This window comes from Paraburkholderia sp. USG1 (genome assembly GCF_031570135.1).
Taxonomy (GTDB): Bacteria; Pseudomonadota; Gammaproteobacteria; order Burkholderiales; family Burkholderiaceae; genus Paraburkholderia; species Paraburkholderia dioscoreae.
Genome location: NZ_JAMWXW010000001.1, coordinates 65684 through 91617 on the forward strand (window position 1 = coordinate 65684; position 25934 = coordinate 91617).

Genomic DNA, 25934 nt, shown 5'->3' on the forward strand with positions numbered 1-25934 from the left:
AGGAACTCGCGGGCACAGCCGGCACGCGGTACGGGATCATCTCAGCTCTCACAATTCCCACCACACGATACAGCGAAAAAGAAACGTCAGCAGTAGGAGTCATCAGCCTGGATGGCAGTTATGGGGGAACCCCATCCCCAGGGCGGCACGATAGGAAATACGCGCGCTCACGTCAAGCCATTTACCCGGCTTCGTCAGATGCAGTTTCGGGCCACAATCGAACAAGCACACGGATTGCGCGTTCGGTCAGCTCGAGATTCGGCACCGCACCAGGCGAAGCCGCAAACCCACCGTGTCCTGCCTGACAGGCAAGGACGAACCGGAGGATTTCCCTTCGATACTTCAATGGAATGTGCAGCAGGTCGCAGCACTGCACGCCCGCAAACACGGTGTTCAGGTTAAGTACCTGACTATCGATGCATAAAGTAAATCCAGAAGGTCTGCATTGAAGTCTGTCAACGAATTCCCGAATCGTTTCCGGAATCGAAACGTCACCGCACACCAAGAGCGTGTCGATAGCGAGCCACGTATCCCATAGGTTTGGGGTTCTGCCAAATCCATCGGCCAGCAGCATCTCTCCGATATGTGCCGCAATGCACGCGACACTCCGGAGATCGCCCACCACACGCTTTAGATGGGCAAGAAAACGGGTGCGCTCGAACCAGCCCGTCTGCTGATATTCCGGGCCTGGTGCGGGCGAGAGAGACAGTCCGTGAATCATCTTTGACACGGGAATAGCGATGTCATCGCAGCCAATAGCACGCTGCACGGTGACCAGGTTAAACAGATACTCAGGCTGGGGCTGCAGTGCCAGAGCAGCGACGAACGATCCTACCTTCGCGGCGCAAGGCACAGGTATATCAAGCAACCTGAACGACCGGACGGCACTGGCAGTATCAGCCAGGTTCGGATGATCGGCATATGCCGATCGATAGAAGCAGAAACCGCCATTGGTGGATTGCCGGCTCACGAGATACTTGCGAACCCGTGCCCGCACGGTTATCAGCAGCTCCTGCAGCTCGCGGGAACTGTTGATCGCGCCAAGCCCGGTGTTTGTATCGATCATGTGAACGTTACTCAGCAAGAGCCGATCAAGGCGGCCGGCCGCAATCGCGGCAATTTCCCTGCGTGCCTTACCGGGCACGCGCAATACGTTCGACGGACCGCTCGCCGCATGCGATATGCCCAACACGCAGGACCACGGCTCCACGTTCCTCCACTGCTTTCACCAGTTCACCATAGTCAAGGAACTGGCCTTCGATCGTGACGTCCATACCCACGGTCCCGACGTCCATGCTGGTAATTGTGATGTTGACTGCTTCAACGCCACTACAGGCAGTGATCGTCTCTGCCATTTCGACCAGTGCAGCCTGCCGGCCGCGCTGGTCGACATCGAGCGCGAGGCGCCTGATATTCAGCATTGGAACCATCAGGCCTGTCTCTCGTGATGGCTATGCTCACGATCCACGCCGGGTATTCCAGCCGTTGGCCCCGCAGATACCAGACGCTTCGCGCGGCGCAGATATGAAACACTGCGCATTTCGTCTATGCGCGAAACGGTCCGCTCGAACTCCGCTGCAAGCGGTCCCTGCACGTACAGTTTCTCGGGCGGAACATCCGCCGACATGATCAGCTTGATATGGTGGTCGTACAGGATATCCACGAGCCAGGTAAATCGTCTGGCCGCAGATTCCTGGTCCGGCGTCATCTGGGGGACGCCGGAAAGAATGACGGTGTGGAACCGTGCAGCAAGAGCCAGGTAATCGTTCTGCGAGCGCGGACCACCACACAGTGTCGCGAAGTCAAACCACACAACACCGTCCCCCCGCTTGCGCGCCCGCAGCTCGCGCTGCTCGATTTGCAGCACCGGCGTTTGCTCGGTAGCAGCGGCGAGTCTCGCAAACGACTCGCCGAGTTCTGCTTCCGCATCGGCATTCGCCGGGAAAACGTAGGTCCGAACCCGGGCCATCGAACGCTCTCGATAGTCCGTGCCGCCATCGACATTCACGATATCGAGTCTGCTTTTCAACAGATCTATCGCCGGAAGAAACCTTTCCCTGTTCAGCCCGTCCGGATACAGCTGGTCCGGATGGAAGTTTGATGTTGCAACGAGCGCGACATGACTGTCGAAAAGCACCGGCAGCAAACGCGACAGAACCATAGCGTCAGCGATATCCGACACATGGAATTCGTCCAGGCAGATAAGTTCCTGCGCCGACGATAGCTGGCGCGCGAGCGCATCGAGCGGGTCAACCTGTCCTCGCAGTTCCTCCAAAGATCGGTGCACGTCATGCATGAACTCGTGAAAATGCAGGCGACACTTCTTTTTTGCCGGAACGACGGCGTAGAAGCAATCCATCAACAGCGTCTTGCCGCGTCCCACTCCGCCCCAGAGATAAAGCCCTTTAGGCGGCGCCGGATGCACAAGGAAACGGGTCACCGGATTACGGTGCACCTCATACGCCTGCCATCCTTCGTAGCAACGCTGCAGGCGACCGAGCGCCTCAAGTTGGGAGTGATCGGGCTCGAGACCTCGCGCCCTCGTGATTCTTCTGAAATTCTCGATTACATCCATAACCAGCGACGATCCAACGTATTGTGTACCATTGCCCGCAACCCCGGCCACTTCGAAAACATGCAGGTAGCCCGCTACCCAGCAACAGTCAACGCGCGAGGCCCTGGTGCCCTGTCCGTACAAAACATGGGACTGGCCACCACACGCTCAGGCGGCCCCATGTTTACTTCCGGAACCTGTAGGCATCATCAGCCCGGTCGGGCGGTTGCGGAGGATGCCATCTCCGTGTGCCGGTTGCATACGCCATCCGGTGGTACCAACTTATTCTGCAGTGCCAACTTCTTACCGGCGTTTCAGGTCGCGCAGTTCATGTCTTCTGGAGATATCGCCTCGAATCCCTGCCACTGCAACATCTTCTGCAGCGCCGAGACGAGCGAATAATCGCGCACACGCTCCCCGTTCCGGCCGATCAGCATGAATTCTCCGGACGCAAAGGCAAAAACGGTGAGATGACCAAGCTTGCGCAACGAGGCTTCCAGTCCGGCAAGGTCGCCGACGGGCGAAGCCGGCCCGAATGCGGGCGCCGCAGTTCCTCCGTGTCCCGGGCGAACTGCGCACACCGCATCATCACTGAGTGCGATCTGCATTTTTAAAATCCTTTCCTGAGTGCGGCCCTGGAGCGGGCCGCCGATTAACCGGGGTGTCGACTGCGGCCGTACCGGTTATTCACGGTACGCTGCCTGCCGCCGGCTGCGCTGGAGCGTCGTCTGGCTCTCGAGCCGGACGGGCACCATGACCACAGACGGCCACGGCCGCAATACGATTCGCGGTTGTAAGGGAAGGAATAGACGTGCTGCCCGACGCCGGAGACTGGACAGTGGGAATGTGGGAAATGCAACCATGATTCACCTGTTGTTTGCTGGTTGGGAAAAGTATTCGCATCCGCGAAACAGCAGGCATCATCAGCCGGCGCGCCCGGCGGTTTAGGAGAATGCCATCTCCACTCACAAGCATACCGCTGCATATGCAGACCTGCAAGCATGGTTCGAGCCATCGGGCGACACTTTCGGCGCTTGCGGAATCCGTGAATATTCGTCATGTGGCGGGACTGGCAATGCCATCCCGGTTGTCTGCCTGTGCCGTTCCGCGTTCCCTTCCCAGCAACTGCAATGCCCGGCTCCTGGTGAGCACACCACCGCGTCCGCCACTGCTATCCTGGCTCCGCGCGTCCTGGCGCATTGCAGTCGGGTCCGCTTGACGTTGCTACGACTGATGATAGAATTTCCCGCTGGAGATGGCATTCTCCCTAACCGCTCGCCGTGAGCCGATGATGCCTACAAACCCGCCAGACAAGCGCCCGCACATGTGGCGTTTGTCGATGTTAAATCGAACAGGGTATTAGACATGTATCAATCGGTTCTCGCTGTCGCGATCGGCGGCGCAATTGGATCGCTCTTTCGCTGGTTCCTGGGCCTCCGCCTTAACGGGCTCTTTCCTGACCTTCCACTCGGCACACTTGCCGCCAACGTCATCGCCGGCTACATCATCGGTGTCGCGATTGCATGTTTTGTCCGCATGCCACAGATTCCGCCCGAATGGCGGCTGTTCGTCACGACCGGGCTGATGGGGGGGCTTTCCACGTTCTCCACCTTTTCCGCGGAAGTCGTCGGCGACCTTCAGCAGGGCCGGTATGGCTGGGCTGCGGGAGAGATCGTGATCCATCTTTCCGGCTCGCTGATCATGACCATTCTCGGCTTTGCGACGGTCAGCCTGCTCTCGAGAGCGGCCATCGCATGAGGCGCGTCAGGGGCAATCCCTACATTGCGTAGATTGCCATCCCCTGCAGGAGTTCCTAGACTGTTGGGGCAGTGGGGAGATGGCATACCTCCTTACAACCGCCTGTCACGGCTGATGATGCCTACGATCCCCCGGACGGGGTCGCAGGATATTGGCCTTCCGCCCGGATTTTTTGACGGATCCGGCGCGCGAAACTGAACATCTCCCGAGCGTTTGTCCGGCCCGGCCGGCCTTGAAGCCGGGCCACGCGACCGCTCGTCGATCGACGCCTTCCGTCCAGCATCTACCTTCTCGTCCAGGAGAAAGTATGAGCTCGATCGACATCCACGGTACCCACGAGGCTGCAGGACACCCGATTCCGCATGGCTGGCGCCGATGGCTGCTCGCCACCAATCACAAGGACATCGGAACGCTCTACCTGATCTTTTCCTTCACGATGTTCCTGGTCGGCGGCGTATTCGCCCTGCTCATACGCGCAGAACTGTTTGAGCCCGGACTGCAGTTGATGCGCCCGGAGTTCTTCAACCAGCTGACATCCGAACATGGTCTTGTCATGATCTTTGGCGCGATCATGCCAGCGTTCGTCGGGTTCGCTAACTGGATGATTCCGCTGCAGGTCGGAGCGTCAGATATGGCGTTCGCCCGCATGAACAATTTCAGTTTCTGGCTGTTACCCGCAGCCGGCGTACTGCTGCTGGGTTCGTTCTTTGCCCCTGGAGGCGGCCAGGCTGCGGGATGGACGATGTATGCGCCGCTCTCAGAACAGATGGGACCGGGAATGGATCTCACCATCTTCGCGGTGCACATCATGGGCGCGTCTTCGATCATGGGCGCGATCAACATCATCGTGACCATTCTCAACCTGCGGGCACCGGGTATGTCGTTGATGCAGATGCCGATGTTCTGCTGGACCTGGCTCATCACTGCCTTCCTGCTGATCGCCGTGATGCCGGTACTGGCCGGAGCAATCACGATGTTGCTGTTCGACCGGCATTTCGGCACGTCGTTCTTCAACGCAGCGGGCGGCGGCGATCCAATCATGTACCAGCATATCTTCTGGTTCTTCGGGCACCCCGAGGTCTACATCATGATCCTGCCGGCATTCGGTATTGTCTCGCAGGTCATTCCAGCATTTTCACGCAAGCCGCTATTCGGATATGCCTCGATGGTGTACGCCACGGCATCGATCGCCATCCTCTCTTTTCTCGTCTGGGCTCACCACATGTTCGTGACTGGTATGAACGTCATGGGACAGCTGTTCTTCATGTACTCGACGATGTTGATCGCCGTGCCGACGGGCGTCAAGGTATTCAACTGGGTCGCGACGATGTGGAGAGGTTCCCTCAGCTTCGAGGCGCCCATGCTGTTTGCGCTCGGCTTCCTCTTCGTATTCACGATTGGCGGCTTTACCGGACTGATCCTGGCCATGGCGCCCATTGATATCCAGTTGCACGGCACCTATTACGTCGTCGCACATTTTCACTACGTGCTCGTGGCCGGTTCGTTGTTCGGCCTCTTTTCCGGCTGGTATTACTGGGCGCCCAAATGGACGGGCTGGATGTATAGCGAGACACGCGGCAAGATCCACTTCTGGGGGTCGATTATTTTCTTCAACATTGCATTCTTCCCAATGCACTTTCTCGGACTCGCTGGCATGCCCCGACGCTACGCCGACTATCCGGCGCAGTTCACGAACTGGAACCAGGTTGCCACGATCGGCGCATTCGGTTTTGGACTCTCGCAGGTCTATTTTCTCCTCGCCGTCGCGCTGCCCGTTTATCGCGGCGCACGCGGATTGCAGAAAGCGCCCGCAAAGCCATGGGACGGCGCGACCGGCCTAGAATGGACGGTGCCCAGCCCGGCGCCGTTCCATACGTTTGAAGAACCACCCGTTATCGACGGTGGTGTCGCGCAGCGGCCCTGACGCCGGCTTCAGCGCTCGGGTACCACAGACATACCTGCTCGTTGCAGCGCTGACACGTTCTGCCTAAAATAGCCGCGCTGGAGATGGCATTCCTCCATACAACCGCCGACATTCCGGCTGACGATGCCTACCGATTTCCTGGAAGCAGGAGGTTGGAGGCCACCCGCCGGTCCCCTGCCGTCCAGGATTAACGCTACTTCAATGCATTTCCTGGAAAAGCATGCAATACGTCACCCCCAACAACGTCTGCCCAATCGCAGCAGCGCCGGGACAACACATCCGGCCGACCCGACGTTCCCCCTACTCCGCTCCCGGTGTTTTTCGGCTCGACGCAAATCCAGCCTCGGCACGAATCCGTCAACCGGCGCGAGCTTTACCGCCCCGCGTTACTGACTCGTTGTGCGCCGATCGCCGGCGCACAACGATCAACGGCCGCGCCACGATGAACCGCACCGAAACAATGGAGAAGACGAATGTCTGTGTCAGTCCAGCAGGAAAATAACCGTGACGGACGCGCCGCGAGCTCAGCCCACAGGTTCGTTGGAGAACTCCTCGCACGCGCCGACGTCAAGCTGGAAGGAGTCCGTGCATGGGATATCCGCCTGAACGACGACGATGTCCCCGGGGACATTCTTGCACGCGGCAGCCTCGCACTCGGCGAGGCGTACATGGATGGCCGGTGGGAATGCGACCACATCGATCAGTTCTTCGACAGAATTCTGCGCGCAAGGCTGGACGAGCAGGTCCGTCCCGCACGTCTCGTACTGCACGCGTTACGCGCAAAAATAACCAATCGCCAGACTGCGCGCCGGTCCTGGCAGGTCGGGCAGCAACATTACGATATCGGGAATGATCTTTATGCAGCGATGCTCGATCGTCGCATGACCTATACCTGCGCCTTCTGGTCCGGTGGTGCACAGACGCTCGACAGCGCCCAGGAAGACAAACTCGATCTCATTTGCCGCAAGCTGCAATTGCGCCCCGGGATGCGGCTGCTCGACATCGGCTGTGGCTGGGGAAGCCTGATGGGATTTGCCGCCGAATACTACGGCGTAAGCTGCGTCGGTGTCACGATCTCGAAGGAACAGGCTCAGTGGGCCGCGCAACGCTACCGGGGATTTCCACTCGAGTTCCGGCTGCAGGACTATCGGAGCGTCAACGAACCCTTTGACCGCATAGCGAGCGTCGGAATGTTCGAGCATGTGGGCGCCCGTAACTATCGGGCCTTCATGGAGGTCGCGCATCGGTGCCTGGTCGATGACGGACTTTTCCTGCTGCATACGATCGGAAAAAACCGGCGCAATACGTCACCCGATCCGTGGATCGATCGTTATATCTTTCCCAACGGCGAGCTTCCAGCACTCGGCCAGATCGCCGATGCGTCCGGTGGCCTCTTCGTCACTGAGGACATTCACAACTTCGGCGCAAACTACGACCGGACGCTGATGGCCTGGCACGAGAACTTCGAAGCCGCCTGGCCGCGCTTCCAGTCACAGCTCGGAGAACGCTTCCATCGGATGTGGCGATATTACCTGCTATCGTGCGCCGGACTCTTTCGCGCTCGAGAAACGCAACTGTGGCAATGGGTCTTCTCGAAGAGCGGTATCCCCGGTGGCTATCATCGCCCCCCGGCAGGTGACAGCCTGCAATTCAAACCCAGAGAGTAACGCATGTCCGGGACTCGCCTGATCACGCGAGTCCCATCAACTCAGGATGCAGTTGCAGGTGAAGTGCCACAAGCCAGGGCTTCGGACAGTTCTGGCGCACCGCGGTCACGCGGGACGTATCCTCATCCCGGACGAGAAACCCATGCCGATCCGCCCACTTGAACGCCTGCTCGGCGTCAAGTCGCACCCATCCTCCCACCAGAATCGTTGTAACCGCACCGAAGGCTCCAAAGAGAACGGGGGAGACAGGATAGGAAATCGCATGGAGAATCGCCGATATGATGAAGGCCTCGATCTCCGTAACGGCTAGCGCCACACCCACCACCGTAAACCGGCCCGTCAGGCGCATCCGGTCGGCGGGTTTCATCGAATGCAGCCCCCGGCACCATGAATTGGCCGCCGCACCATGGGACTGCCCGCCCCGTCCTGCAGGAATTCGCTCGTCCCGCCCGATTCAATCCGATTGCCTTCCAGCATGATGATCAGCTACCCACTCAACGCGGCTGGATGCTGGCCCCGGCGTTTCCTTTCTGCGGGACGTACATGCTGCCGCCTGGTTTGTCGCGCCGGCAATCAGGCATGCGCACGGTACCGTAGAACCCGTATCGCACATCAACGGTGCGTCGCCCGCAACCCTGGTTGCCAGACCTGCAGGCATCATCAGCCCTGAAGGGCGGTTGTCGGAGAATGCCATCTCCGGGTACTTCCTCGTTCCGGCTCACGCCGCCCGTGCGAATCGCACAGCACGAGCGTGGACGCGGCGCCTACAGCCGGGTTGCCACCTAGCCACTGGCATCCGGAACATGCACGTTGACAAGACCGGCAATCATCTGGAGTGTGCGGTCGGCTGCCTCTGTTTCTTCCGCGCTTGCCAGTTGCCTGCGTATCGCGTCATGCTTGGTCGCATACCGCCTCAGATCGTCTGCCAGACGAGACAGTATGGAAGATTCGCGGCCGAGAAGACGTTCAACGACGTCCGTGTCGTCGAGCGCCGCCACGAGCTCGGGCAGATGCAGCATGCAGATACCAGACAGGGATTCCATGCCTCGGGCGTCCTCGTGCTGCAGGCGTGCCGCGATTGCCACGACTGCCTCCTTCAGGGTCTCGACGCATAACCGGCACAGCGCGCACTCACCCGGCGCGGGCAGTACATCGCCGCGGACGAGTACATCATGTACGCCTACGGAAGCGGCGTTCGCCGCTTTGGCCAGCGTTGCAGACAGGGCATCGAGCAGGGCCGGATAACCCACAGCAACGCCACGCGGTGCCGCGAGCGCCGCAAGCTGCCGCGTATGGCTCACGCAGAGTCCCTTCGCGTGCGCGTGACGGTCCTGCGACGCCTGGCTGACACTCAGTTCGTACTGGTAGCGGCATAGAAAGTCGAAACTGACCGACTGGATCCGCTGGCAGATCTCACACGGCTCCAGTTCATGCAACGAACCGACGTCGACCGCCTGTATGGACCGGCGCCCGTGATCCAAAGGCACGAGTTCATTATCCGGTTTGAGTTGCCGCTGAAAATCATGGATCTGCAGTGCCACATCGGCAAAGGTACTGTCGGTTGCATCCAGATGCGTTACATCGAGCAGCCGCTCGCAAAAGCTGGACAGGAACGCCTGCTGTTTTTCTTCGACAAGAAAGCGGACCAACGCTTCCTCAAGCGCGACTATTCCGCTTGCAGCAAGCACATCGGCATCCCCCGCCAGCTTCGCTGCCAGACCGTCCCGCGCGGAGACGGAAAAGGCTTCCGATGCGCGCGGTCCGAGAACGCGCCTCAACTGGTCGTTCACATACTCCAGTCCTTCCCTGCGCTGGGGCTCCGTCACGGTATCGTGCTTGTTAAGCACCATGAACACGTGCCGGTCGTATCTAGCGGCAAGACGCAGGACGGCGAACTCTTCTTCCGAGAGTGGACTGTCATAGCTCGTCACCACCAGCATCGCATCCGCCTCCGGCAGGAAGGATTCAGTAGTGCGCGTATTCTCCGCAATCGCGGAGCCGAGACCGGGTGTATCGATGAAGTGAAATCCCCGCCTCAGGATCTCCGCAGGAAGCTGCACTTCCGCTGTCCGGACATGCCGTACATTGCCGGGATTCGCCTGCTGTGTAATGAACTCGGGCAATTGATCCAGTTCGACCTCAGTTGCGAGATGACGCCCTTCGTAATGGATGATCGCCTTCTCGGTACTGCCGTATACCACCGTGGTGATAACCGAGGTCAGCGGCAGGATACCGGTGGGCAGCCGGTCGATGCCGATAACCGCGTTCATCAGCGAACTCTTTCCACGCCCGAACCGGCCAATCACCGCAAGGTTGAAGCGGTCTTCCGCGAGCCGCACAAAAAGCTCCCGGATCTGCCCGGTGAGCGAGTCGCCCTTGTCTTTTGCAGCCTCGGCGAGTACACGCAAAATACCGGCGAGCTCGAACTTCGCGTTCTCGTAGTCACGCAGATTCATCGGCCGTCCTCCGTTCCTTTCCCTCTGCCCGATACCCACCATCAGAGCTGGCGCATCGCGTGCACGACGCGGTCCGCGTCACTTTCGGAATCAGTCGCGATATAGGCAACGAACGCCTGGCCGACTATCGATGCCGTGAATCCACGCAGGTTGATGCCCAGCCGTGCGATCATGCCTGGCAAGCCAGCCACAAGCCCAGCCCGGTTCCGCCCGGAGATTTTCACCATGTGGATGTCCTCCGGTACATGGAACCCGGTATGTGCGGCCACCGCGACCTCATGCTCGCCGCGGAACGGCGTGAGCAACACGCGACCCCGCCCTGAGTCCGGCGCGCCGCGCAGCGCGAGGAAGAACTCAATGCCAATGCCGGCATCCTCAAGTGCATCCAGCACGTGCGCGAGCCCGCCGGGCTGGTCAACAATGTTCGCCTCCCATACCTCGATGTGCTGTGCGTCAAGTTCCATTCGTGTTGCCTCACTGAGCGTTGGCAACCATCGCAGCAGCCGGACCATGAAGGCCCTACCGCAGCATGATGGCGCCGCGCCACCGATCTGGCCGTCAGGCCCCGGCTTGAGTGGGATACCGCAGATCGGGCCGCATGTGACAGACACAATCTGGCCGAAAGGAACTGGTGGTCGTGCCAGTGCCGCCTTCGTCCAGGCCAGCAGGCATCATCAGCCCGTCGGGAAACGGGCGGTCAGGGAGAATGCCATCTCCACCAGTGTTCATCGATTCTATCGCCGCACTCACGGCACCGCAACGTGTCCGGAACGACCCCGCGTCGTGCCCTGGCTACGCCACACCGTCGGGTCGTCTGCATTGTGGCAAGCCGCAGCAGTGCGCTAAACTCAGGACTGGAGATGGCATCCTCCGACGAACCGCCCGTTCCCCGACGGGCTGATGATGCCTACGGACCCTGGAAGGGACGTAGGCAGACATACTCAGCCACCTCCAGGTCGCGTAACCCGCCCCGACGTGACCGCGATGCCCACGACGCAAGACTTTCGTCCTCACCCTGTCCCGTCCCGCGCGCCGGACGCTGGCGCTTTACCGTCTGGCTCGGTGCCCGTTCCCGCCCCAACCGTGCACGAAAGCGGCAACGCCTACCCTGGATGCGGGTGTGTCATATGCGAGCAGCTCGCCGGCGTGGACGACCGGTATTTCGGCAAGCTGCTGCGCGACAGCCGCTCACGGCAGACGCTTGCGCAGACGATAGCAACAAGCATGGGTTTCTGCGCCAGGCACACGGCGCTCGCGACATCGTCCGGCACGGCGAAAGCACGCGCGATGCAGACAGCCGTCGACGACGCAGGCCGTCACCTCGCGTCGCTGCTTGATCGATCCGACCTGCAGGACGAACTGATCCAGGACATCCTTTTCGGGGCTCGCAGTCGCTGCCCCGCATGCGGCTACCTGCATCGGGCGGAAGGTCGGGCGATCGCGCGTGTCTTACGCGCTGCCGGGCACGCGAAGCGCGCAACGCTCCCTGATCTTTGCTTCGTACACACCCAGATGCTGGTGCAGCGTACCGAGCCCCCCCTGCGAGGACGGCTGATGCGACAGCTACGCATAAAGGCAAAAGCGGCGCTGGCCACGCTCACAGCAGAACCAGAAGCAAGAGGCGGCAGTTTCTCCGTTCGAACGGTACTGTATCCGCTCGGCGGGGAAGACAGGCCTCCAGTGGCCAGTCAGTGCCCCGTGTGCCAAGCGATTGCAGCCTCTGGACGGCAATGGCTTGAAGCCGCGGCCGAGAACGTCCGTCTGGAACAGCCCGGCTGGATCACCTTGCCAACCTGTACCGGGCACCTGCTGCAATGTCTTGCGCTGCCCGACCCTGCGCTGCGCCGCGCGGCGCTCAATCGCTATCTGGAGGTCGCCCTGCCCGGCAGGACAACGCCTGCGCCTGCACCCGCCGACGGCGAGGCTCCGAAGCGCCGCAGGCGCAGCCGGACGCGATGGTTCGATTCGGCGGCGGAAAAAGGCACGATGGCTGCCGGGACGGCGTTACGAGAACCATGCCCCGGCTGCGACGCACAGGAGATTGCCGGCCGACGGGCCGTTGCCTCTCTCATTCGCAAGGCAGCCCGCGCTGGAAACGACGATGCCGTTGCGGCCCTGACCGATGGCGTATGCCTGAAACACTTTGCGGAAGCGCTCATCTACGCATCGAACCCAAAGATCGAGCAGCGGTTGAGCCGCGCACTGTGCGGAACGCTTCGTACCGATCCCCGAAAGGAACCGATGGCCAGCTAACGGCTTGCATCACGCCCCCCGTGCGGGGACATTGAATCGCCAGGCGCGGGCAACCATGCTATGGCGCGGCGCGACGACGCCAGCTGACCCACAGGAACGCGGGAAGCCCAAGGACCTGTGCCACTATGCAGAACAGTACGGTTGCATTTACGGAATGGTCGTATATCCAGCCGATCAGCGAGCTTCCCAGGAACCAGCACACGCCATAGACAGCCGTGAACATGCCGAATGCCGACGCCCGCTTCGAACGGCCAATCATCGGAGCGACCGCCGCAGGAATGATGGACTCATGCACGCCCATACCCATCCCCCACAGCGCAGCGCCGAGCACTGACATCTCGATACTACCGCCGAGAAACACCAGAGGAGCAAACGCGGTACAGATCACCGTCAGTCCGATCAACACCGGAAAGCCGAGCCGGTCGAACAGCCGCCCGAACATCAGCGATGCACCGCCACTGACAGCCATGGCGACCGCATAAAGAAGCGGCACCTGGTCCCGCGTCAAGATGTGACGAACCGTCCAGTGGTAGGCGATAAGCGGATAGTCTGCAAATCCGGCCGCCACGAGCCCCGCTCCGGCGAGGTAGACCCAGTACGTTACCGGATAGCGCTCGACGCCGGCCACCTCCGGCTGAGCCTCCTCCAGATCCTGCGGACGCGGAAATGATACCCGCGCAAGGACAACAAAGGACAGATTGACCACGGCCGGAAGGGCGAGGATCGCAAAAGCAAACCGATAGTCGCTGCGCACCAGCATGATTCCGGCAATGACCAATGGCCCGACCATCGCGCCGAACTGGTCGAAGGCTTCGTGAATTCCAAATGCCCAGCCGTAGCCGCCGATGCGTTTTGCTGCACTCGCCAGCATCACATCGCGGGGTGGATTGCGGATTGCCTTGCCAACCCGCTCAAGGATGACGAGAAACGCCGCGCTCTGCCAGGTGTGTGTCAGGGCCAGCAACGGAACAGCGCTCATCTGCACCACATAGCCAACTATCGTGATCGGCCAGAAATGACGTGTCGCGTCTGCCAGACGCCCCGAGATCACACGCAAGCCGTATCCCAGCAGCTCGCCGAACCCCGTGACTATCCCGATGACCGTGGCCGTCGCACCCATCGTTGCGAGCCACGGCCCCAGCACGCTGCGTGCGCTCTCGTAGGTGAAGTCCGCAAAAAAGCTGAGGACGCCCACCAGCAGCACGAAATGCATTGCGCGACGCGCAGCAACCGTGGCGGTACCCATCTGCATGACCGCTCTCCTGGTTCAGGCCGGCGTTCGCAGGCTACGCTAGTCTTCCCGCCAGCGCAGTTCCGGATGCATCTGGATATGCAACAGCACGAGCCACCGGCTAGGGCAGTCATTAGCGATCGAGATGACGCGTGGCGGAACCCCTTCGAAGCCGAGAAACCGTTGCGAGGCAGCCCGTTTATAGGCCTTCTCCGCGTCGCCCTCTATCCACTCCATCGCGAAGGGGATCATCACGGCACCGAAGACCAGCAGCCACCATCGGGGCAGTCCCGGATAGACGCTGCCCAGCATGAAGGACAATGCCCACGCCAAAATCTCATTGGCAATCAGGGCATAACCCGCGAGCATCAGTCGCCCCTTCAGGCGTTCCCTTGCCGGGTCCCAGGTCATGACGTCTGTGCGTCGCAAGAGGGCCAGCGGGTGACCGCCAGCGGTTTTCCGGATTTTTCGTTGCATTTCAGATCTTCCATGTTTTCTTGTCCCAGCCTGGTCAGCTGTGGAAAGCTCTACAGCCACACGACATTCCAGTCGGCAACGTGCAGACATCGCCCGTCGCGAGAGCGACCGTTGCAGCAACGGAGACACGCCGTTTCGGTGTCTGCCCAGCGCGCGCAATGAACCTCGACCAGCAAGCCGATTCCCACGAATGACCCGGATTGGTGCTTGGCCCGCGAGAGTTGTACGATGGCGCCACACGGGAAACGCCGCTTCTACGCGAACGTGAGACAGAGAATGGCCACCAGCAGTCCACCGATAAGCGCCAGGTAGAAATTCAGGTTGCCGGACTGCAGCGCGCGCAGTTTTTCCGCCCACAGGTTCGCGACCCGCACAGCGGGATCGAACAGATGCCGTTGAAACAGATCGGTCACCGCCGTAGAGAACACTAGCCGCTTGATGAAGTATTCCCGTTGCTCGTGCTCCCGCTTCGTATCGATCGTCGGCTGATACACAAAGCTGTAAAACGTTCTCATCGCGTTGGAAAACGTCAACGGCGTGGTCGTCGCATCCTGTCCATTCGTCGTCATCCCACCAAACCATACCGGTGCCCGACGAACCGCGCGCCGCTTCGTCAGCCATAGCAATGCGATGGGGAGAAGGGCCAGCAGTGGCATCACGATGATCAGCTTCGATGGCGAAATAAACGCAAACTTGTCCGTGAGCGGAACGAGCAGCCATCCGGCGACCATCGCATGCGGGCTGTTTGCGCTAAACAGCGTCTGCGCACCATCCGCCAGCGCGTTCAGCCATAGCGGCGCCCCGACGGCAACGGCGAGTACGCATAGCCCGAGGACTCCCACAGCGATGGCATTGCCACGCGGCACAGTTGGCATAGCATCGACATCGGCGAACCCGAGCAGGCCCAGACCGAACAGCTTGACGAACGTCGCAAGCGCAACCGCCGCCGCCAGCGCAAGTCCGGCACCCGCCAGCACGAGAACCAGCCGGCCAATGAAGGATGAAAGGTGAAAGCCCTGAAACACAGACTGGAACACGTACCACTCACTGACGAAGCCGGCCTGCGGCGGCACCGACGCAAGGCTCATTACTGCGAACACGGCGCCGAGTCCCAGCAGGAAGCCACTGCGCCTCAGCCAGCCGCGCGGCACGATATCGTATGCGCCGCACGCGCGGAAAACACCGTCCGCCGTAAGGAACAACGCGCCTTTCGCCAGTGCATGTCCAGCCAGATGAAGCAGCGCGACCGTCCATGCAAGGCCCGCCAGATCACCAAGCTGGTCTGCGCGGAAAAGCTGCGTCGCGCCCAGCATCACCACCGCAATCGAGGCGTTTTCTGCTGAGGAGTAGCTGAGCAACGCACGCCAGTCGTCCTGCTGGAATGCGAAGAACACGGCAAGAATGGCGCTGACGACGCCGAGCGCAATGGCGATTACACCGAGGCCGAATGCTGTCTGTGCATGCTGCGACACGTCGAGCCAGCTGTTCCAGCCCCGACTCAATGCGAAATATCCGGCGTTGAGCACAACACCGGAAAAGATCGCGCCTGTCGCACCGCTACCGCTGCAATACGCACGAGGAAACCACTCATAGAACGGCACGAGGCCGAGCTTCGCGCCGAAGCCGATCAGCAACGCAAGACCCGCGAACCATGACACGAGGTCGCCTGACATTGCCGCATGCCCGACAAAATCGCTGAAGGCGATCCCTCCCGCCGAATGTGCAAGAAGGATGACCGCGAAGACGAGTGCGATCGCGCCCACCTCAAGAAGCGAGAGCATCAACAGAACCGGTCTGCCCTCCTCCGTCTGCGCGTACTCGCCGGCCAGCATCAACGCGCCACCGAGGCTCATGGTTTCCCAGGCCACCAGTAGCGAAATGCCGTCCTGCAGACTCACCACGCCGAGTGCGCCGAGCAGGCTGAAGGCTGCGCCTGCGTACCAGCGCCCGGAGCGCCCGGCGAGCGGCGAACCCAGCCAGCAGGCAAACATCGCCGGAACGAGACCGAAACCGAACAGCCACAACCCCGACGGTTCAACTGCGAACGAAACCGGCTCAGAAGCAAGTGCGACGTGCAACGACACCTGCGCAGTGCCAACTGGCAGTGCGACCAGGCACGCCACGATGCCAAGTGCACAACCGGCACCAAGCCCCACGCGAGCCGCTCCATGCGCAGCACGCCAGGGGGAGAAAAGCGCCGCCAGCACCCACAGGGCGGCAGAAAGTCCGAACAGCAGGTTAGCGCTCAATCAGGCCTCCGCGCATCTGTTGTCGACTGCGCCCAACGATCATCAGCAATGCGTGTATCAGGGCAGCCGGGTTCGGCGGACAACCGGGCAGATAAATGTCGACCGGCAATACGCCGTCGAGTCCAGTGCCACTGGCGTAGTTACCGCCAGTGATGCCGCCCGAGACCGCACAGGTGCCGGTCGCAATCACCCAGCGCGGCACCGGCATCGCCTCCCAGGTCTCGAGCAGCGGTGCATGCATGGCCTTCGTCACCGGTCCCGTCACAAGCAGGACGTCGGCAAAACGCGGCGACGGCGTGAAGAAGATCCCGAGGCGATGCAGGTTGTAATACGGATTGTTCAACGCCTGGAGTTCGGACTCGCAGCCATTGCACGAGCCAGCATCCACGTGCCGTACGTGCAGGCTGCGCCTGAACGGTCGGCGGGTGCGCTCCGACACTTCGCGCACGGTACGCTCGCTCATCTGCCTGTCCCACTTCAGGTCTGCACGCTCATGCACCCCGAGCGCCCAGTCGTCCGATGCGGTGAAGGCCCCGGTCGGGCACACCTCGGTGCAGCGCTGGCAGACGATGCAACGGCCCCAGTCCACTTCGGGCTTCGCGACGACATCCCCGTCGGTGGAAGAGAATGCGATGGCGTGCGTGATGCATGCGCGGGCACACGCGTCGCATCCAGGTTCACACTTTGCCGGCTCGTAGCGGGGCATGCCGAGCACGTCCTGCTGGCCATCCTCGCTGCCTTTTAACGGCCAGGCCGTGCTTGCACTACCTTCTTTCAGTCCGAACCAGGTCCATAGCGACATGGTCTGTATGTCCTCGCTACTCGTTGGGGGGCGCTAGCGCGCGCACCCCGAAATCGTGAGGCCAAAGCTGGCCTCGTTGATCGCGTAGTCCATCATGTTGCTGTCGTGGACCGTCGACGGAAAAACGCGCCAGTTCGAGAACGATGGCGACTTGATCTTGACCCGTGCGAGCCGGGCTTCGCCGTCGAGATGAACCGCATACAGCACCGTGCCGCGCGACGACTCCGCCCAGCCCAGTCCTTCCGTCTGCGCAGCCGGTGCACACGACGCAAGCAGAGGACCGTTGGGCACACCATGGGCGATCGCCTTCTCTATCAGTTCAATACTCGCCCTCAGCTCGGCAATACGCACCCTCATGCGCGCGAACGCATCGCCCTCCTGCGCCAGAGCCACGGTCGGCTGTAGTGTCCGGTACGCCGCATAGGCATGGTCGCGCCGTAGATCACGGTCGATTCCCGATGCGCGCTCGATCGGGCCGGTCGCGCCCTGGTCGAACGCGAGTTGCTGGCTCAGCGGCGCCGTGGAGATCAGCCGGTCGAGATGACTGGTGGTCCGCTCGATGAGCGCAATGTACTGCTCCACCTGTGGCTTCAGCGCGGCGAGTCCTTCGGCAATGGCATAGACGTCCAGTTCACGCCGCACGCCCCCCGGCCAGATCAGACTTCTGAGGAAGCGGCTCCCGCTCGCGCGGGCGTTGATCTGTTTGGCCCGCTCTTCCAGCAGTTTCCCCTGCGCCTCGCCGACCTTGAGCGTCGTGGTATGGCACAGGTGGCCGAGATAATGGAGATGGTTGTAGATCCGCTCGAGCTCAGCTGCGACCAGCCGGAACCACGCAGCCCGCCCGGGCACTTCGCAGTCCGCGGCATCCTCGACCGCCTGTGCATAGGCTAACGAATGCGCCACCGTGTCGATACCGACCACCCGTTCCGCTACCAGCGCGCCCAACGCCGGCTCCATGCCCTCGAACTGCTTTTCCATGCCGCGATGCTTGAGAAACAGGTTCGGGTGGTAGTGAAGAATGCCCTCGCCGAGATACAGGAAGATGAACTGGGCCGACTCCAGCACGTCGGCGCGCACCGGCCCGAACGGCAGAAGCTGGACATGCTTGCCCGACACCGCCGGCAACGACGGCGCTGGCAGACCGGCTGCCGCGCTCTCCCGCGTGGCGCCCTCCGGTTCAAGCGGGCCGCGTTCGCCGGGTGGCAGGAATGCCGTCACGAGCCGTTCGGGCTCCGGATGTCCCGAAAAGGCCACGCCACTCATCTCCATAATCTCGCGCTCATGCCAGCCTAGCAACGGACATACCGCTGCGAGGCTCGGAATCGTGGCGCTACCGACGTCAACCGACCATCCGACAAATCGCGCCTGCCCCGGCAGGGTCGCCACATATCGAAGCTGGGGATGCGACGCAGACGGATACCATGCGTACAGCCCCTGCATCCGGCCGCCATCAGCCAGCAGCCGCTCGGTGCGAGCCTTCAGGTCCGCGACCTCCACCTTCTGGTACTCGCAGTTTTTCATCGGGCACCTCCGCCGAGATCGGTCGCGACAGCCTCGAAAAAATGCCACAGCGGTTGCGGCCACCAGATTCCGAGCACGAACACCGGAACGAGCGCAAGCCACATCGGCACTGTCATCCACGCGCTCAGCCTCGCGTCGTGGCCGGCCGCAAGCGGCGACTGGGGTGGCGTGCGCGCATCGAAGTACATCGCCCGGAAATGGTTCAGGAAGCCGATAAAAATCACGATCAGCAGAATCAGCATCGCGATGACCGCCCACGCGTTGGCGGTCTCGAATCCCGCGCGCATGAGCGTGAGCTCGCTGAGGAACAGACCGAAGGGCGGCGCCCCCGTGATAGCAACGGCCCCCGCCAGCCACAGCGCGCCGGTCACCGGAAATCGCGTCCACACGCCCCGTATCGCGTCGATCTCCTTGGTGCCATAAATTCTCATCGCGTTGCCGGCGCCGAAAAACATCAGCGACTTGTTCAGCGAATGGTTCAGCATGTGGTAGAGCACAGCGGCAATCGCGAGCGGTCCGCCGAAACCCAGACCGAGCGCCAGCACGCCCATGTGCTCGACGCTCGAATAGGCCATCAGCCGCTTGATGCCCTGCTGGCGCACGATGAAAAGCGCCGCGACGAAGAGCGAAAACGCGCCGAACGCCACGAGTACCGTCCGCGGGACAAGGGATCCATTCACTGCATCGGTGACGGTCAGAAACCGGGCGACGCCGAGCATCGCTGTATTCAGCAGCGCACCCGACAGCATGGCCGACACCGGCGCCGGCCCTTCGCTGTGTGCGTCGGGCAGCCACGTGTGCATCGGGGCGAGCCCTGCCTTCGTCCCGTAGCCCACCAGCACCAGCAGAAATGCAGTCTGCGTGAGGACCGGATTCATGCGCGGCGCCGCGTGCCGCAACGTGTCCCAGGTCATGTCGTAGGTGGGACCCAGCACGAGACTGCCGGCCCAGTAGAACAGCACGGTCCCAAGCAGGGCCAGACTGATGCCGGCTGACACGACGATGATGTACTTCCAGGCCGCCTCGATCGACTCCTTTCCACGCTCGAATCCGACCAGAAATGTGCTGACGAGTGTCGTCAACTCGATCGCAATCCAGTAGACGCCGACGTTGTTCATCAGCGGTCCGCAGATCATCGTGGCGGCGAAAAGCGCAAAGAGTGCGTAGAAACCCGGAAGGCGGGCCTGCTCTTCCTTGAGCAGGCGCATGTAGCCGATCGCATAGATGGAAGCCAGCGCGTAGACGATGCATGTGCAGACCAGCGTCCACGCGCCAAGCGGGTCAAAAAGCACGTAGCGATCCACGAAAGTCAGCGTACCGTTGATGTGTGCGACCAGCCAGAGCGCAACGGCCACGCACACGAGCGACGCAATAAGGTTCGCGAATTCCGCTACCCGTGCATGCTGGCTCACGACAGAAACAACAGCGGCAAGCAACGGCGCCAATATGATGAGGGCGAGCAGGGCTTCGGTCATGGTCACCCCACCAGTCGCCTGAGTTCGCGGCTGCTCGTGCTGCCCACGTGTGCAACGAGATACCTGACGAGCACACCGAAGCTGACCACGATCACCAGCAGGTCGAACAGCAGAACCAGCTCGATCAGCAGCGGCATGCCGGGCACCAGAATCTGGGACCCCAGAAAGATGCCGTTCTCAAGCACCAGCAGCCCGAGCACCTGACTGATCGCCTCCTGGCGCACGGCCAGCATCAGAAAACCGATGAGCTTCATGGACAGCATGACCGTCAGCGCGAGTACCACCACCGTGCCGCCCAGACCGAGCGCGTTGCCCAGATGGTTCGAGACGACGAACGCGAAGAGCACCAGCAGCGCACCGAGTACGAGACACGAACTGGGCTGCAACGAGACGTGCAGTTCCCGTTCGACCGCCAGCCGCGAAATGATCCTCCAGATCAGCCATGGCAAGACCAGCCCGCGGAAGAAAGCCGTCAATATGGCCACGAGATACAGCTCGTGATAGTTGCCGTAATAGCCGACGGCACCGGACAATGCGGCTATCAGCCATGATTCTCCTGTAAAGGCGAGCAGATAATCCTTCAGCCAGCGTGAGCCGAGCATCACGAAGGCGAACAGCAGGCTGCCGATCGCGAGCAGGCTGAAAAGCGACGCGGCAAGCGGGCTCAGATGGGCGAGGAGCATCGTGTCACCGTAGCTGGTTGGCGGCAATGGCAAGCACCGCGAGCATGAATGAAGCGGCAAGCGGCTCCTGATAACGAAAAAAGCGCAACCGCGACTGTGCGGTTTCCACCAGCACGACGACGAGCGCGACGATGAGCATCCGCAGGAACAGTCCCGCGGCCGCGCCCAGCACGCCGAGCGGCGTACCGTGCTGTGAGAGCCCCCAGGGCAGCGTCAGCACGTTGCAGAAGATTGTGTAGAGAATGAACTGCTTCATCATCGACGCCCATCTGAGCAGCGCAAGCAATGGCCCCGAATACTCGAGAATGCGCGCCTCCTCGATCATGTAGACCTCGATATGCGTGCTTGAATGAATCGGCAGGCGATCGGTCTCGACCAGCAACAGTACGAAGAATGCGAACACGAGAAAGAGGTGCGCCGGGCTCCAGTAAACCGATGGCTGCTGGACCAGCAGATGGTTGACCACGAACGGCAACATCGACTTCGCGAGCAAAGTGATCCCGACGAGTACGAGAATCAGCGTAGGCTCGGCAAGGATGCCAAGCATGACCGAGCGGCTCGAACCGATGCCGCCGTACGCACTGCCCGAGTCGAGGCCCGCCAGCACGATTGCAAACGAGCCGAGTGTCAGGATGAGACCGCCCCCGAGAATGTCGCCCATATCGGAAAGCGGCAAAGGAAAGTCGGTCAGTACCGGGATCAGGATCGGCACCGTCATCATGCAGGTGAACGCAACCACGGGCGCGCACCAGTAGATCCAGGAAGCGGTGTCCGGAACAACGATCTGCTTGCAGAACAGCTTGCGCAGGTCACGGTATGGCTGAAAGATCCCCGGACCGCGGCCGCGCTGCACGCGCTCCTCCCACTGAAGGATCACGCCCTGCAGGAGCGGGGAGAGCGCCAGCACAGTGATGACCTGGGCGATCTGCAGCACGATGTCTCGCACGGTCATAGCCACGCTCCCGCCTGACCGGTATCCATCGGTCCGGGCCTGCGCGCCCACAGGCCTCTTCCCGACAGAACGCACCTGCGTCGCGGAGGTTTCGGGTGATCGGGGCTATCGGGGTCGGGCTGTCGCGACTCGCCACTGCATCCCATGTTGTTCGCTTTTTTCTGGCAGTAACATGCCCGGGATGCTCATCAATACGAGCCGACAAAATGCCTGCCGGCCCCGGCTTCCTGGGGACTGACAGGCATCATCAGCCGTACGGAATACATACGGCGGTTAAGGGAGAATGCCATCTCCGCTTGCGTCAACAGTGAGTATACAAAACCCGCCGCAACGCGCAAGGCCGAAAAATCAGCCTAATGGGTACGCCGGCCGAGGAGTGAAAAATGCTTCCCCGGCTCTTTTGCCATGTCATCTCCGAGCAAGCCGAACTCGATCGGCGAACGGGTGAAAAAAACGTGAATATGCTCCGCCTTCACGGCCTCCAGCATCCTGTCCGCCTCATCTTCGCTGACGGCGAGAATGACCTGGACAGGCTGCTCCGCCAGACTGAGCATGTGGGCTGCGTGGTGCGCACCGGCATGCCCGGTTCCCTCCGCACAGTTGATCACGGTTGCCCCGTGAATGCCCAGCTGTTTTGCCTCCCGGAGGAGCCATTCGATGATCGTATGGTGACCGTGGTGCCTGCTCTGCTCGGTGTAGAACGTAAGCTGATAGCCATTCATGTTTGCCTCCTCTCGCGACGCCAGGACGTCGTCGTACAGACGACAGGCCCTCAGGCTGACGCGTCTCGTATCTGAATATTAGTCGGTTCGCGGTCCCGTGGTTGACGCACAGCAGCAAACTTCATACCCGAACTTCTCGATCGCACCCTCAGCTATCCGGATCAATTTCCCTGACGAAGCGAGCCGCCTCGATGAACACCGGAACCATCTCGTCGACGCGCTCGGGCGGCACGTGGATTTCGACCCACTCCTGCATGACCGAACGCCCGTACGGCTGGAACGGAAACGCCCGACCACTCTGAATGAGGTCTGCAGCATAGTGTGGCGGCAAACGGATTCCAATGCCCCTCCCGTAAACGCAAAGGACAATACGGCGTCCGAGGAACACGGCCGGGTAGCCAAACAGATTCGCTTCCCGCGCGTCGCCATCCAGCGCCTTCAGACAGAGCAGTACGGCATCAAACAGGCTCCGGTCATGAATCGGCTTCGATTGCTTGTCCATCTGCTTCTCCTGCCAGGAGCGGCACACCGCATCGCGCTGAAGTTTTTCCGGCCCGCTGCCTATCGTCGCCGATCGAACGCGGCGCGCCCGGCATACTCCGCCGCTTCGCCAAGCGCGCCCTCGATGGTGAGCAGGCGGTTGTATTTTGCAACCCGCTCTCCCCGCGCCGGTGCACCCGCCTTGATCTGTCCGCAGTTCAATGCAACGGCGAGATCGGCGATGCTGGTGTCCTCCGTCTCTCCCGAACGGTGCGCCACCATGCACGAATAGCCGGAAGAAAGCGCCATGCGTGCAGTGTTCAGCGTTTCCGTGACGGTCCCCACCTGGTTGGGCTTGATGATCACGCAGTTACAGCACCGCCGCGCAATGCCACGCACCAGAAATGCGCGGTTACTGACAAAGAGGTCGTCCCCTGCTATCTGGATCTGTTCGCCGAGCTCGCCTGTCAGTTGTGCGTAGCCATCCCAGTCCGTATCCACGAGCGGATCTTCGATTGAAACGATCGGATAGCGCATCGACCACTCCCGACACAACTCCATCATCTCCGCAGCGTCCAGGCTACGGTCTTCCAGTTCGAGGCGGTACCGGCCATCCTGCCAGAGGCCGGAGGCGGCAAGGTCCAGCGCGAGCGCAATGTCTTCGTCCGGACGGTAGCCGGCACGCTCGATGGCCTGCATCAGCAGATCGAGCGCCGCCGCGTTGGACGGCAACTGCGGCACGAAGCCGCCTTCGTCGCCGAGGTTCGTTGCCGCGTGGCGCTCCACGAGCAGTTCTTCGAGCGCATGATACGTCTCGACGCCGTACCGGATGGCTTCCCGGAACGTCGGTGCGCCGAGCGGCACGAGCATGAACTCCTGAATGTCAGGACCGCCGTTCCCATGGCTACCACCGTTGAGCACATTCAGCATCGGCACGGGTAGCACGTGTGCCTCATCGCCGCCAAGGTACCGGAACAACGGAAGACGGCACACCTGTGCCGCCACCCGGGCACAGGCAACCGATACGCCTAGCGTGGCATTGGCCCCGAGGCGGCTCTTGAAGTCCGTGCTGTCTAGTTCGATCAGGGTCGCGTCGATGCGCCACTGATCGTCGGCGGGTAGCCCGACCAGTGCAGATGCGATCACCTCATTGACGTGCCGGACGGCCCGCAGGACGCCCTTTCCTCCGTATCGGGCGGGATCGCCATCCCGCAGCTCCAGGGCCTCCGACTTCCCGGTCGACGCACCTGAAGGCACGGCCGCACTGGCGAGCGACCCGTCGTTCAGGACCACGGTAACCTGAACGGTCGGATTGCCCCGTGAGTCCAGTACCTCTTCACCCGTCACACTCGTGATCGACGCGGATTTGGACATCGCCCCATTCTCCTTCTGACAGGCGTCAACGTTCAGGCCTGCTGGGGGAGCTGCCGGAACGCGCTGCGGCCGGCGAAGCGGGCATCGTCTCCCAGCATGCGCTCGATCGCGAGCAGCCGGTTGTACTTCGCGACACGTTCGCCACGCGCCGGTGCCCCCGACTTGATCTGGCCACAGCCCAACGCGACGGCGAGATCCGCAATGCTGGTGTCTTCCGTTTCTCCGGAACGGTGTGAAACAAGGCAGGTATAGCCGGCCGAAAACGCGAGCTGGGCCGTATCGAGTGTCTCGGTCACGGTGCCGATCTGGTTAAGCTTGATGAGGATGCTGTTGCAGCAGTGCTCATCAATACCGCGTTGCAGGAATTTGCGGTTAGTCACAAAAAGATCGTCGCCCACCACCTGCACCCGGCCCCCAAGCGACTTCGTCAACGCCGCAAATCCATGCCAGTCGTTATCGGCCAGCGGATCTTCAAGCGACACCAGCGGATAGCGGTTCACCCAGTCAGACCAGTACGCAATCATCTGCTCCGACGTAAGCGTCTTGCCATCGCGGGCCAGGATGTAGTGCCCTTCTTTGTAGAAGGAACTGGCAGCGGGATCGAGACCGATCGAGATATCCTCGCCGGGCCGATACCCTGCCCGCTCGATCGCTTTCAGGATGAGGTCCATGGCTGCGGCGTTAGATGGCAGCTGGGGTACGTAACCGCCCTCGTCGCCCACGTTGGTCGACGCGCCAGCCTCTGCCAGTACCGTTCCGAGCGCGTGATACGTCTCGGCACCATAGCGCAGAGCTTCCCGAAACGTCGGCGCGCCGAGCGGCACCAGCTTGAACTCCTGCACGTCCGGACCATCGTCGCCGTGCTTTCCCCCGTTAAGCACGTTGAACATCGGTACCGGCAGCACGTGCGCATTGGCTCCGCCGAGATAGCGAAACAGTGGCTCCCCGGTCTCGAGCGCCGCCGCCTTCGCGCATGCGAGCGACGCACCCAGGATCGCATTGGCACCCAGCACCCCCTTCGAGTCCGAGCCGTCCGTCTCGATCAGCTTCTCGTCGATACGGCGCTGGTCGTTCACCAGCATCCCGTTCAGCGCCCATGCGATCTCGCCGTTGACATGCTTGACGGCCTTCAGCACACCTTTACCGCCGTACCGCGCCCGGTCGCCGTCGCGAAGTTCGACTGCCTCGAACTCGCCCGTCGACGCTCCCGAAGGTACGGAGGCACTAGCCGTCACGCCGTTGCTCAACGTGACAGTGACGTCGACCGTAGGGTTACCTCGCGAGTCAAGGATTTCGTCGGCCGAGATGGCCTGTATTACCGCGTGTTTGCTCATTGCAACTCCGGGAATGGATTTC

23 protein-coding genes and 10 riboswitches are annotated in these 25934 nt (G+C 61.5%); of the genes, 4 read left to right on the forward strand and 19 right to left on the reverse strand.

The window, feature by feature from the left end:
* Positions 1–86 precede the first annotated feature (86 nt).
* Positions 87–148: riboswitch (Fluoride riboswitch) on the reverse strand.
* Between the two features lie 33 nt (positions 149–181).
* The 4 genes from NE850_RS00310 to NE850_RS00325 all read right to left on the reverse strand — a co-directional run bounded on the left by NE850_RS00310 (position 182) and on the right by NE850_RS00325 (position 3162).
* On the reverse strand, positions 182–1066 hold the full coding sequence (locus NE850_RS00310) for a prenyltransferase/squalene oxidase repeat-containing protein (protein WP_310698195.1): 885 nt from the start codon (positions 1064–1066) through the stop codon (positions 182–184).
* 67 nt (positions 1067–1133) lie between these two features.
* On the reverse strand, positions 1134–1421 hold the full coding sequence (locus tag NE850_RS00315; protein ID WP_310698196.1) for a DUF211 domain-containing protein: 288 nt from the start codon (positions 1419–1421) through the stop codon (positions 1134–1136).
* An 8-nt stretch (positions 1422–1429) separates the two neighbouring features.
* Entirely contained in the window at positions 1430–2575 is a 1146-nt protein-coding gene (gene zapE / locus NE850_RS00320) for a cell division protein ZapE (RefSeq protein WP_310698197.1), read from the reverse strand.
* A gap of 172 nt (positions 2576–2747) precedes the next feature.
* Positions 2748–2809, reverse strand: a riboswitch (Fluoride riboswitch).
* A 59-nt stretch (positions 2810–2868) separates the two neighbouring features.
* A complete protein-coding gene (locus NE850_RS00325) occupies positions 2869–3162 on the reverse strand; it encodes a hypothetical protein (protein WP_310698198.1) in 294 nt (97 codons plus the stop codon).
* Positions 3163–3461: 299 nt separating this feature from the next.
* Positions 3462–3526, reverse strand: a riboswitch (Fluoride riboswitch).
* 270 nt (positions 3527–3796) lie between these two features.
* Positions 3797–3859, forward strand: a riboswitch (Fluoride riboswitch).
* 60 nt (positions 3860–3919) lie between these two features.
* On the opposite strand from NE850_RS00325, the gene crcB reads away from it, so the two are divergent.
* The 3 genes from crcB (at position 3920) to cfa (ending at position 7903) form a co-directional block, all read left to right on the forward strand.
* Positions 3920–4312: a fluoride efflux transporter CrcB gene (gene crcB / locus NE850_RS00330; protein ID WP_310698398.1), complete on the forward strand. Its 393-nt coding sequence runs from the start codon at positions 3920–3922 to the stop codon at positions 4310–4312.
* Positions 4313–4378: 66 nt separating this feature from the next.
* Positions 4379–4443: riboswitch (Fluoride riboswitch) on the forward strand.
* A 176-nt stretch (positions 4444–4619) separates the two neighbouring features.
* Positions 4620–6236, forward strand: a complete 1617-nt coding sequence (ctaD, locus tag NE850_RS00335) for a cytochrome c oxidase subunit I (protein ID WP_405044781.1) — start codon at positions 4620–4622, stop codon at positions 6234–6236.
* Positions 6237–6306: 70 nt separating this feature from the next.
* Positions 6307–6373: riboswitch (Fluoride riboswitch) on the forward strand.
* A gap of 336 nt (positions 6374–6709) precedes the next feature.
* Complete coding sequence (cfa, locus tag NE850_RS00340; protein WP_310698199.1) at positions 6710–7903, forward strand: cyclopropane fatty acyl phospholipid synthase; 1194 nt, start codon at positions 6710–6712, stop codon at positions 7901–7903.
* A gap of 22 nt (positions 7904–7925) precedes the next feature.
* Here cfa and NE850_RS00345 read toward each other — a convergent pair whose 3' ends face one another.
* From NE850_RS00345 to NE850_RS00355, 3 genes are all read right to left on the reverse strand, one after another.
* Positions 7926–8270: a hypothetical protein gene (locus NE850_RS00345; RefSeq protein WP_310698200.1), complete on the reverse strand. Its 345-nt coding sequence runs from the start codon at positions 8268–8270 to the stop codon at positions 7926–7928.
* 277 nt (positions 8271–8547) lie between these two features.
* Positions 8548–8610: riboswitch (Fluoride riboswitch) on the reverse strand.
* A gap of 75 nt (positions 8611–8685) precedes the next feature.
* Entirely contained in the window at positions 8686–10359 is a 1674-nt protein-coding gene (locus NE850_RS00350) for a dynamin family protein (RefSeq protein WP_310698201.1), read from the reverse strand.
* A 41-nt stretch (positions 10360–10400) separates the two neighbouring features.
* Positions 10401–10823: an amino acid-binding protein gene (locus NE850_RS00355; protein ID WP_310698202.1), complete on the reverse strand. Its 423-nt coding sequence runs from the start codon at positions 10821–10823 to the stop codon at positions 10401–10403.
* A 194-nt stretch (positions 10824–11017) separates the two neighbouring features.
* Positions 11018–11085: riboswitch (Fluoride riboswitch) on the reverse strand.
* 121 nt (positions 11086–11206) lie between these two features.
* Positions 11207–11276, forward strand: a riboswitch (Fluoride riboswitch).
* 229 nt (positions 11277–11505) lie between these two features.
* Between NE850_RS00355 and NE850_RS00360 the strand changes: the two genes are divergently transcribed.
* Positions 11506–12612 carry a hypothetical protein gene (locus NE850_RS00360; RefSeq protein ID WP_310698203.1) on the forward strand — a complete coding sequence of 369 codons (1107 nt, stop codon included), beginning with the start codon at positions 11506–11508 and terminating at the stop codon, positions 12610–12612.
* 58 nt (positions 12613–12670) lie between these two features.
* Here NE850_RS00360 and NE850_RS00365 read toward each other — a convergent pair whose 3' ends face one another.
* The 12 genes from NE850_RS00365 to eno (NE850_RS00420) all read right to left on the reverse strand — a co-directional run bounded on the left by NE850_RS00365 (position 12671) and on the right by eno (NE850_RS00420) (position 25912).
* Positions 12671–13864 (reverse strand): MFS transporter, encoded by a 1194-nt coding sequence (locus NE850_RS00365; RefSeq protein ID WP_310698204.1) that lies wholly within the window; start codon positions 13862–13864, stop codon positions 12671–12673.
* Between the two features lie 39 nt (positions 13865–13903).
* Complete coding sequence (locus tag NE850_RS00370) at positions 13904–14320, reverse strand: hypothetical protein (RefSeq protein ID WP_310698205.1); 417 nt, start codon at positions 14318–14320, stop codon at positions 13904–13906.
* A 254-nt stretch (positions 14321–14574) separates the two neighbouring features.
* The gene (locus tag NE850_RS00375) at positions 14575–16569 is read right to left on the reverse strand and encodes a proton-conducting transporter membrane subunit (protein ID WP_310698206.1); all 1995 of its coding nucleotides are present in this window, start codon (positions 16567–16569) and stop codon (positions 14575–14577) included.
* Entirely contained in the window at positions 16559–17371 is an 813-nt protein-coding gene (gene nuoB / locus NE850_RS00380) for an NADH-quinone oxidoreductase subunit NuoB (RefSeq protein ID WP_310698207.1), read from the reverse strand. The genes NE850_RS00375 and nuoB overlap by 11 nt, the downstream gene beginning before the upstream one ends.
* Before the next feature lie 33 nt (positions 17372–17404).
* The gene (locus NE850_RS00385; protein WP_310698208.1) at positions 17405–18892 is read right to left on the reverse strand and encodes an NADH-quinone oxidoreductase subunit C; all 1488 of its coding nucleotides are present in this window, start codon (positions 18890–18892) and stop codon (positions 17405–17407) included.
* Positions 18889–20367, reverse strand: a complete 1479-nt coding sequence (locus NE850_RS00390; RefSeq protein WP_310698209.1) for a proton-conducting transporter membrane subunit — start codon at positions 20365–20367, stop codon at positions 18889–18891. The genes NE850_RS00385 and NE850_RS00390 overlap by 4 nt, the downstream gene beginning before the upstream one ends.
* A gap of 2 nt (positions 20368–20369) precedes the next feature.
* Positions 20370–21050 carry a hydrogenase gene (locus tag NE850_RS00395; RefSeq protein ID WP_310698211.1) on the reverse strand — a complete coding sequence of 227 codons (681 nt, stop codon included), beginning with the start codon at positions 21048–21050 and terminating at the stop codon, positions 20370–20372.
* A 4-nt stretch (positions 21051–21054) separates the two neighbouring features.
* Entirely contained in the window at positions 21055–22002 is a 948-nt protein-coding gene (locus NE850_RS00400) for an NADH-quinone oxidoreductase subunit H (protein WP_310698212.1), read from the reverse strand.
* A gap of 231 nt (positions 22003–22233) precedes the next feature.
* Positions 22234–22305: riboswitch (Fluoride riboswitch) on the reverse strand.
* Positions 22306–22355: 50 nt separating this feature from the next.
* Positions 22356–22724, reverse strand: a complete 369-nt coding sequence (locus NE850_RS00405; RefSeq protein ID WP_310698213.1) for a DUF190 domain-containing protein — start codon at positions 22722–22724, stop codon at positions 22356–22358.
* 148 nt (positions 22725–22872) lie between these two features.
* Complete coding sequence (locus NE850_RS00410) at positions 22873–23226, reverse strand: hypothetical protein (RefSeq protein WP_310698214.1); 354 nt, start codon at positions 23224–23226, stop codon at positions 22873–22875.
* 59 nt (positions 23227–23285) lie between these two features.
* Complete coding sequence (eno, locus tag NE850_RS00415; RefSeq protein ID WP_310698215.1) at positions 23286–24578, reverse strand: phosphopyruvate hydratase; 1293 nt, start codon at positions 24576–24578, stop codon at positions 23286–23288.
* 32 nt (positions 24579–24610) lie between these two features.
* Complete coding sequence (gene eno / locus NE850_RS00420) at positions 24611–25912, reverse strand: phosphopyruvate hydratase (protein ID WP_310698216.1); 1302 nt, start codon at positions 25910–25912, stop codon at positions 24611–24613.
* Between the last annotated feature and the right edge of the window lie 22 nt (positions 25913–25934).

What these genes read in the sequence shown, in the direction of transcription:
- NE850_RS00310 (WP_310698195.1), bottom strand. Translation starts at nt 1,066, where the DNA reads ATGATCGATACAAACACCGGGCTTGGCGCGATCAACAGTTCCCGCGAG.
- NE850_RS00315 (WP_310698196.1), bottom strand. Translation starts at nt 1,421, where the DNA reads ATGCTGAATATCAGGCGCCTCGCGCTCGATGTCGACCAGCGCGGCCGG.
- zapE (WP_310698197.1), bottom strand. Translation starts at nt 2,575, where the DNA reads ATGGATGTAATCGAGAATTTCAGAAGAATCACGAGGGCGCGAGGTCTC.
- NE850_RS00325 (WP_310698198.1), bottom strand. Translation starts at nt 3,162, where the DNA reads ATGCAGATCGCACTCAGTGATGATGCGGTGTGCGCAGTTCGCCCGGGA.
- crcB (WP_310698398.1), top strand. Translation starts at nt 3,920, where the DNA reads ATGTATCAATCGGTTCTCGCTGTCGCGATCGGCGGCGCAATTGGATCG.
- ctaD (WP_405044781.1), top strand. Translation starts at nt 4,620, where the DNA reads ATGAGCTCGATCGACATCCACGGTACCCACGAGGCTGCAGGACACCCG.
- cfa (WP_310698199.1), top strand. Translation starts at nt 6,710, where the DNA reads ATGTCTGTGTCAGTCCAGCAGGAAAATAACCGTGACGGACGCGCCGCG.
- NE850_RS00345 (WP_310698200.1), bottom strand. Translation starts at nt 8,270, where the DNA reads ATGAAACCCGCCGACCGGATGCGCCTGACGGGCCGGTTTACGGTGGTG.
- NE850_RS00350 (WP_310698201.1), bottom strand. Translation starts at nt 10,359, where the DNA reads ATGAATCTGCGTGACTACGAGAACGCGAAGTTCGAGCTCGCCGGTATT.
- NE850_RS00355 (WP_310698202.1), bottom strand. Translation starts at nt 10,823, where the DNA reads ATGGAACTTGACGCACAGCACATCGAGGTATGGGAGGCGAACATTGTT.
- NE850_RS00365 (WP_310698204.1), bottom strand. Translation starts at nt 13,864, where the DNA reads ATGCAGATGGGTACCGCCACGGTTGCTGCGCGTCGCGCAATGCATTTC.
- NE850_RS00370 (WP_310698205.1), bottom strand. Translation starts at nt 14,320, where the DNA reads ATGCAACGAAAAATCCGGAAAACCGCTGGCGGTCACCCGCTGGCCCTC.
- nuoB (WP_310698207.1), bottom strand. Translation starts at nt 17,371, where the DNA reads ATGTCGCTATGGACCTGGTTCGGACTGAAAGAAGGTAGTGCAAGCACG.
- NE850_RS00385 (WP_310698208.1), bottom strand. Translation starts at nt 18,892, where the DNA reads ATGAAAAACTGCGAGTACCAGAAGGTGGAGGTCGCGGACCTGAAGGCT.
- NE850_RS00390 (WP_310698209.1), bottom strand. Translation starts at nt 20,367, where the DNA reads ATGACCGAAGCCCTGCTCGCCCTCATCATATTGGCGCCGTTGCTTGCC.
- NE850_RS00395 (WP_310698211.1), bottom strand. Translation starts at nt 21,050, where the DNA reads ATGCTCCTCGCCCATCTGAGCCCGCTTGCCGCGTCGCTTTTCAGCCTG.
- NE850_RS00400 (WP_310698212.1), bottom strand. Translation starts at nt 22,002, where the DNA reads ATGACCGTGCGAGACATCGTGCTGCAGATCGCCCAGGTCATCACTGTG.
- NE850_RS00405 (WP_310698213.1), bottom strand. Translation starts at nt 22,724, where the DNA reads ATGAATGGCTATCAGCTTACGTTCTACACCGAGCAGAGCAGGCACCAC.
- NE850_RS00410 (WP_310698214.1), bottom strand. Translation starts at nt 23,226, where the DNA reads ATGGACAAGCAATCGAAGCCGATTCATGACCGGAGCCTGTTTGATGCC.
- eno (WP_310698215.1), bottom strand. Translation starts at nt 24,578, where the DNA reads ATGTCCAAATCCGCGTCGATCACGAGTGTGACGGGTGAAGAGGTACTG.
- eno (WP_310698216.1), bottom strand. Translation starts at nt 25,912, where the DNA reads ATGAGCAAACACGCGGTAATACAGGCCATCTCGGCCGACGAAATCCTT.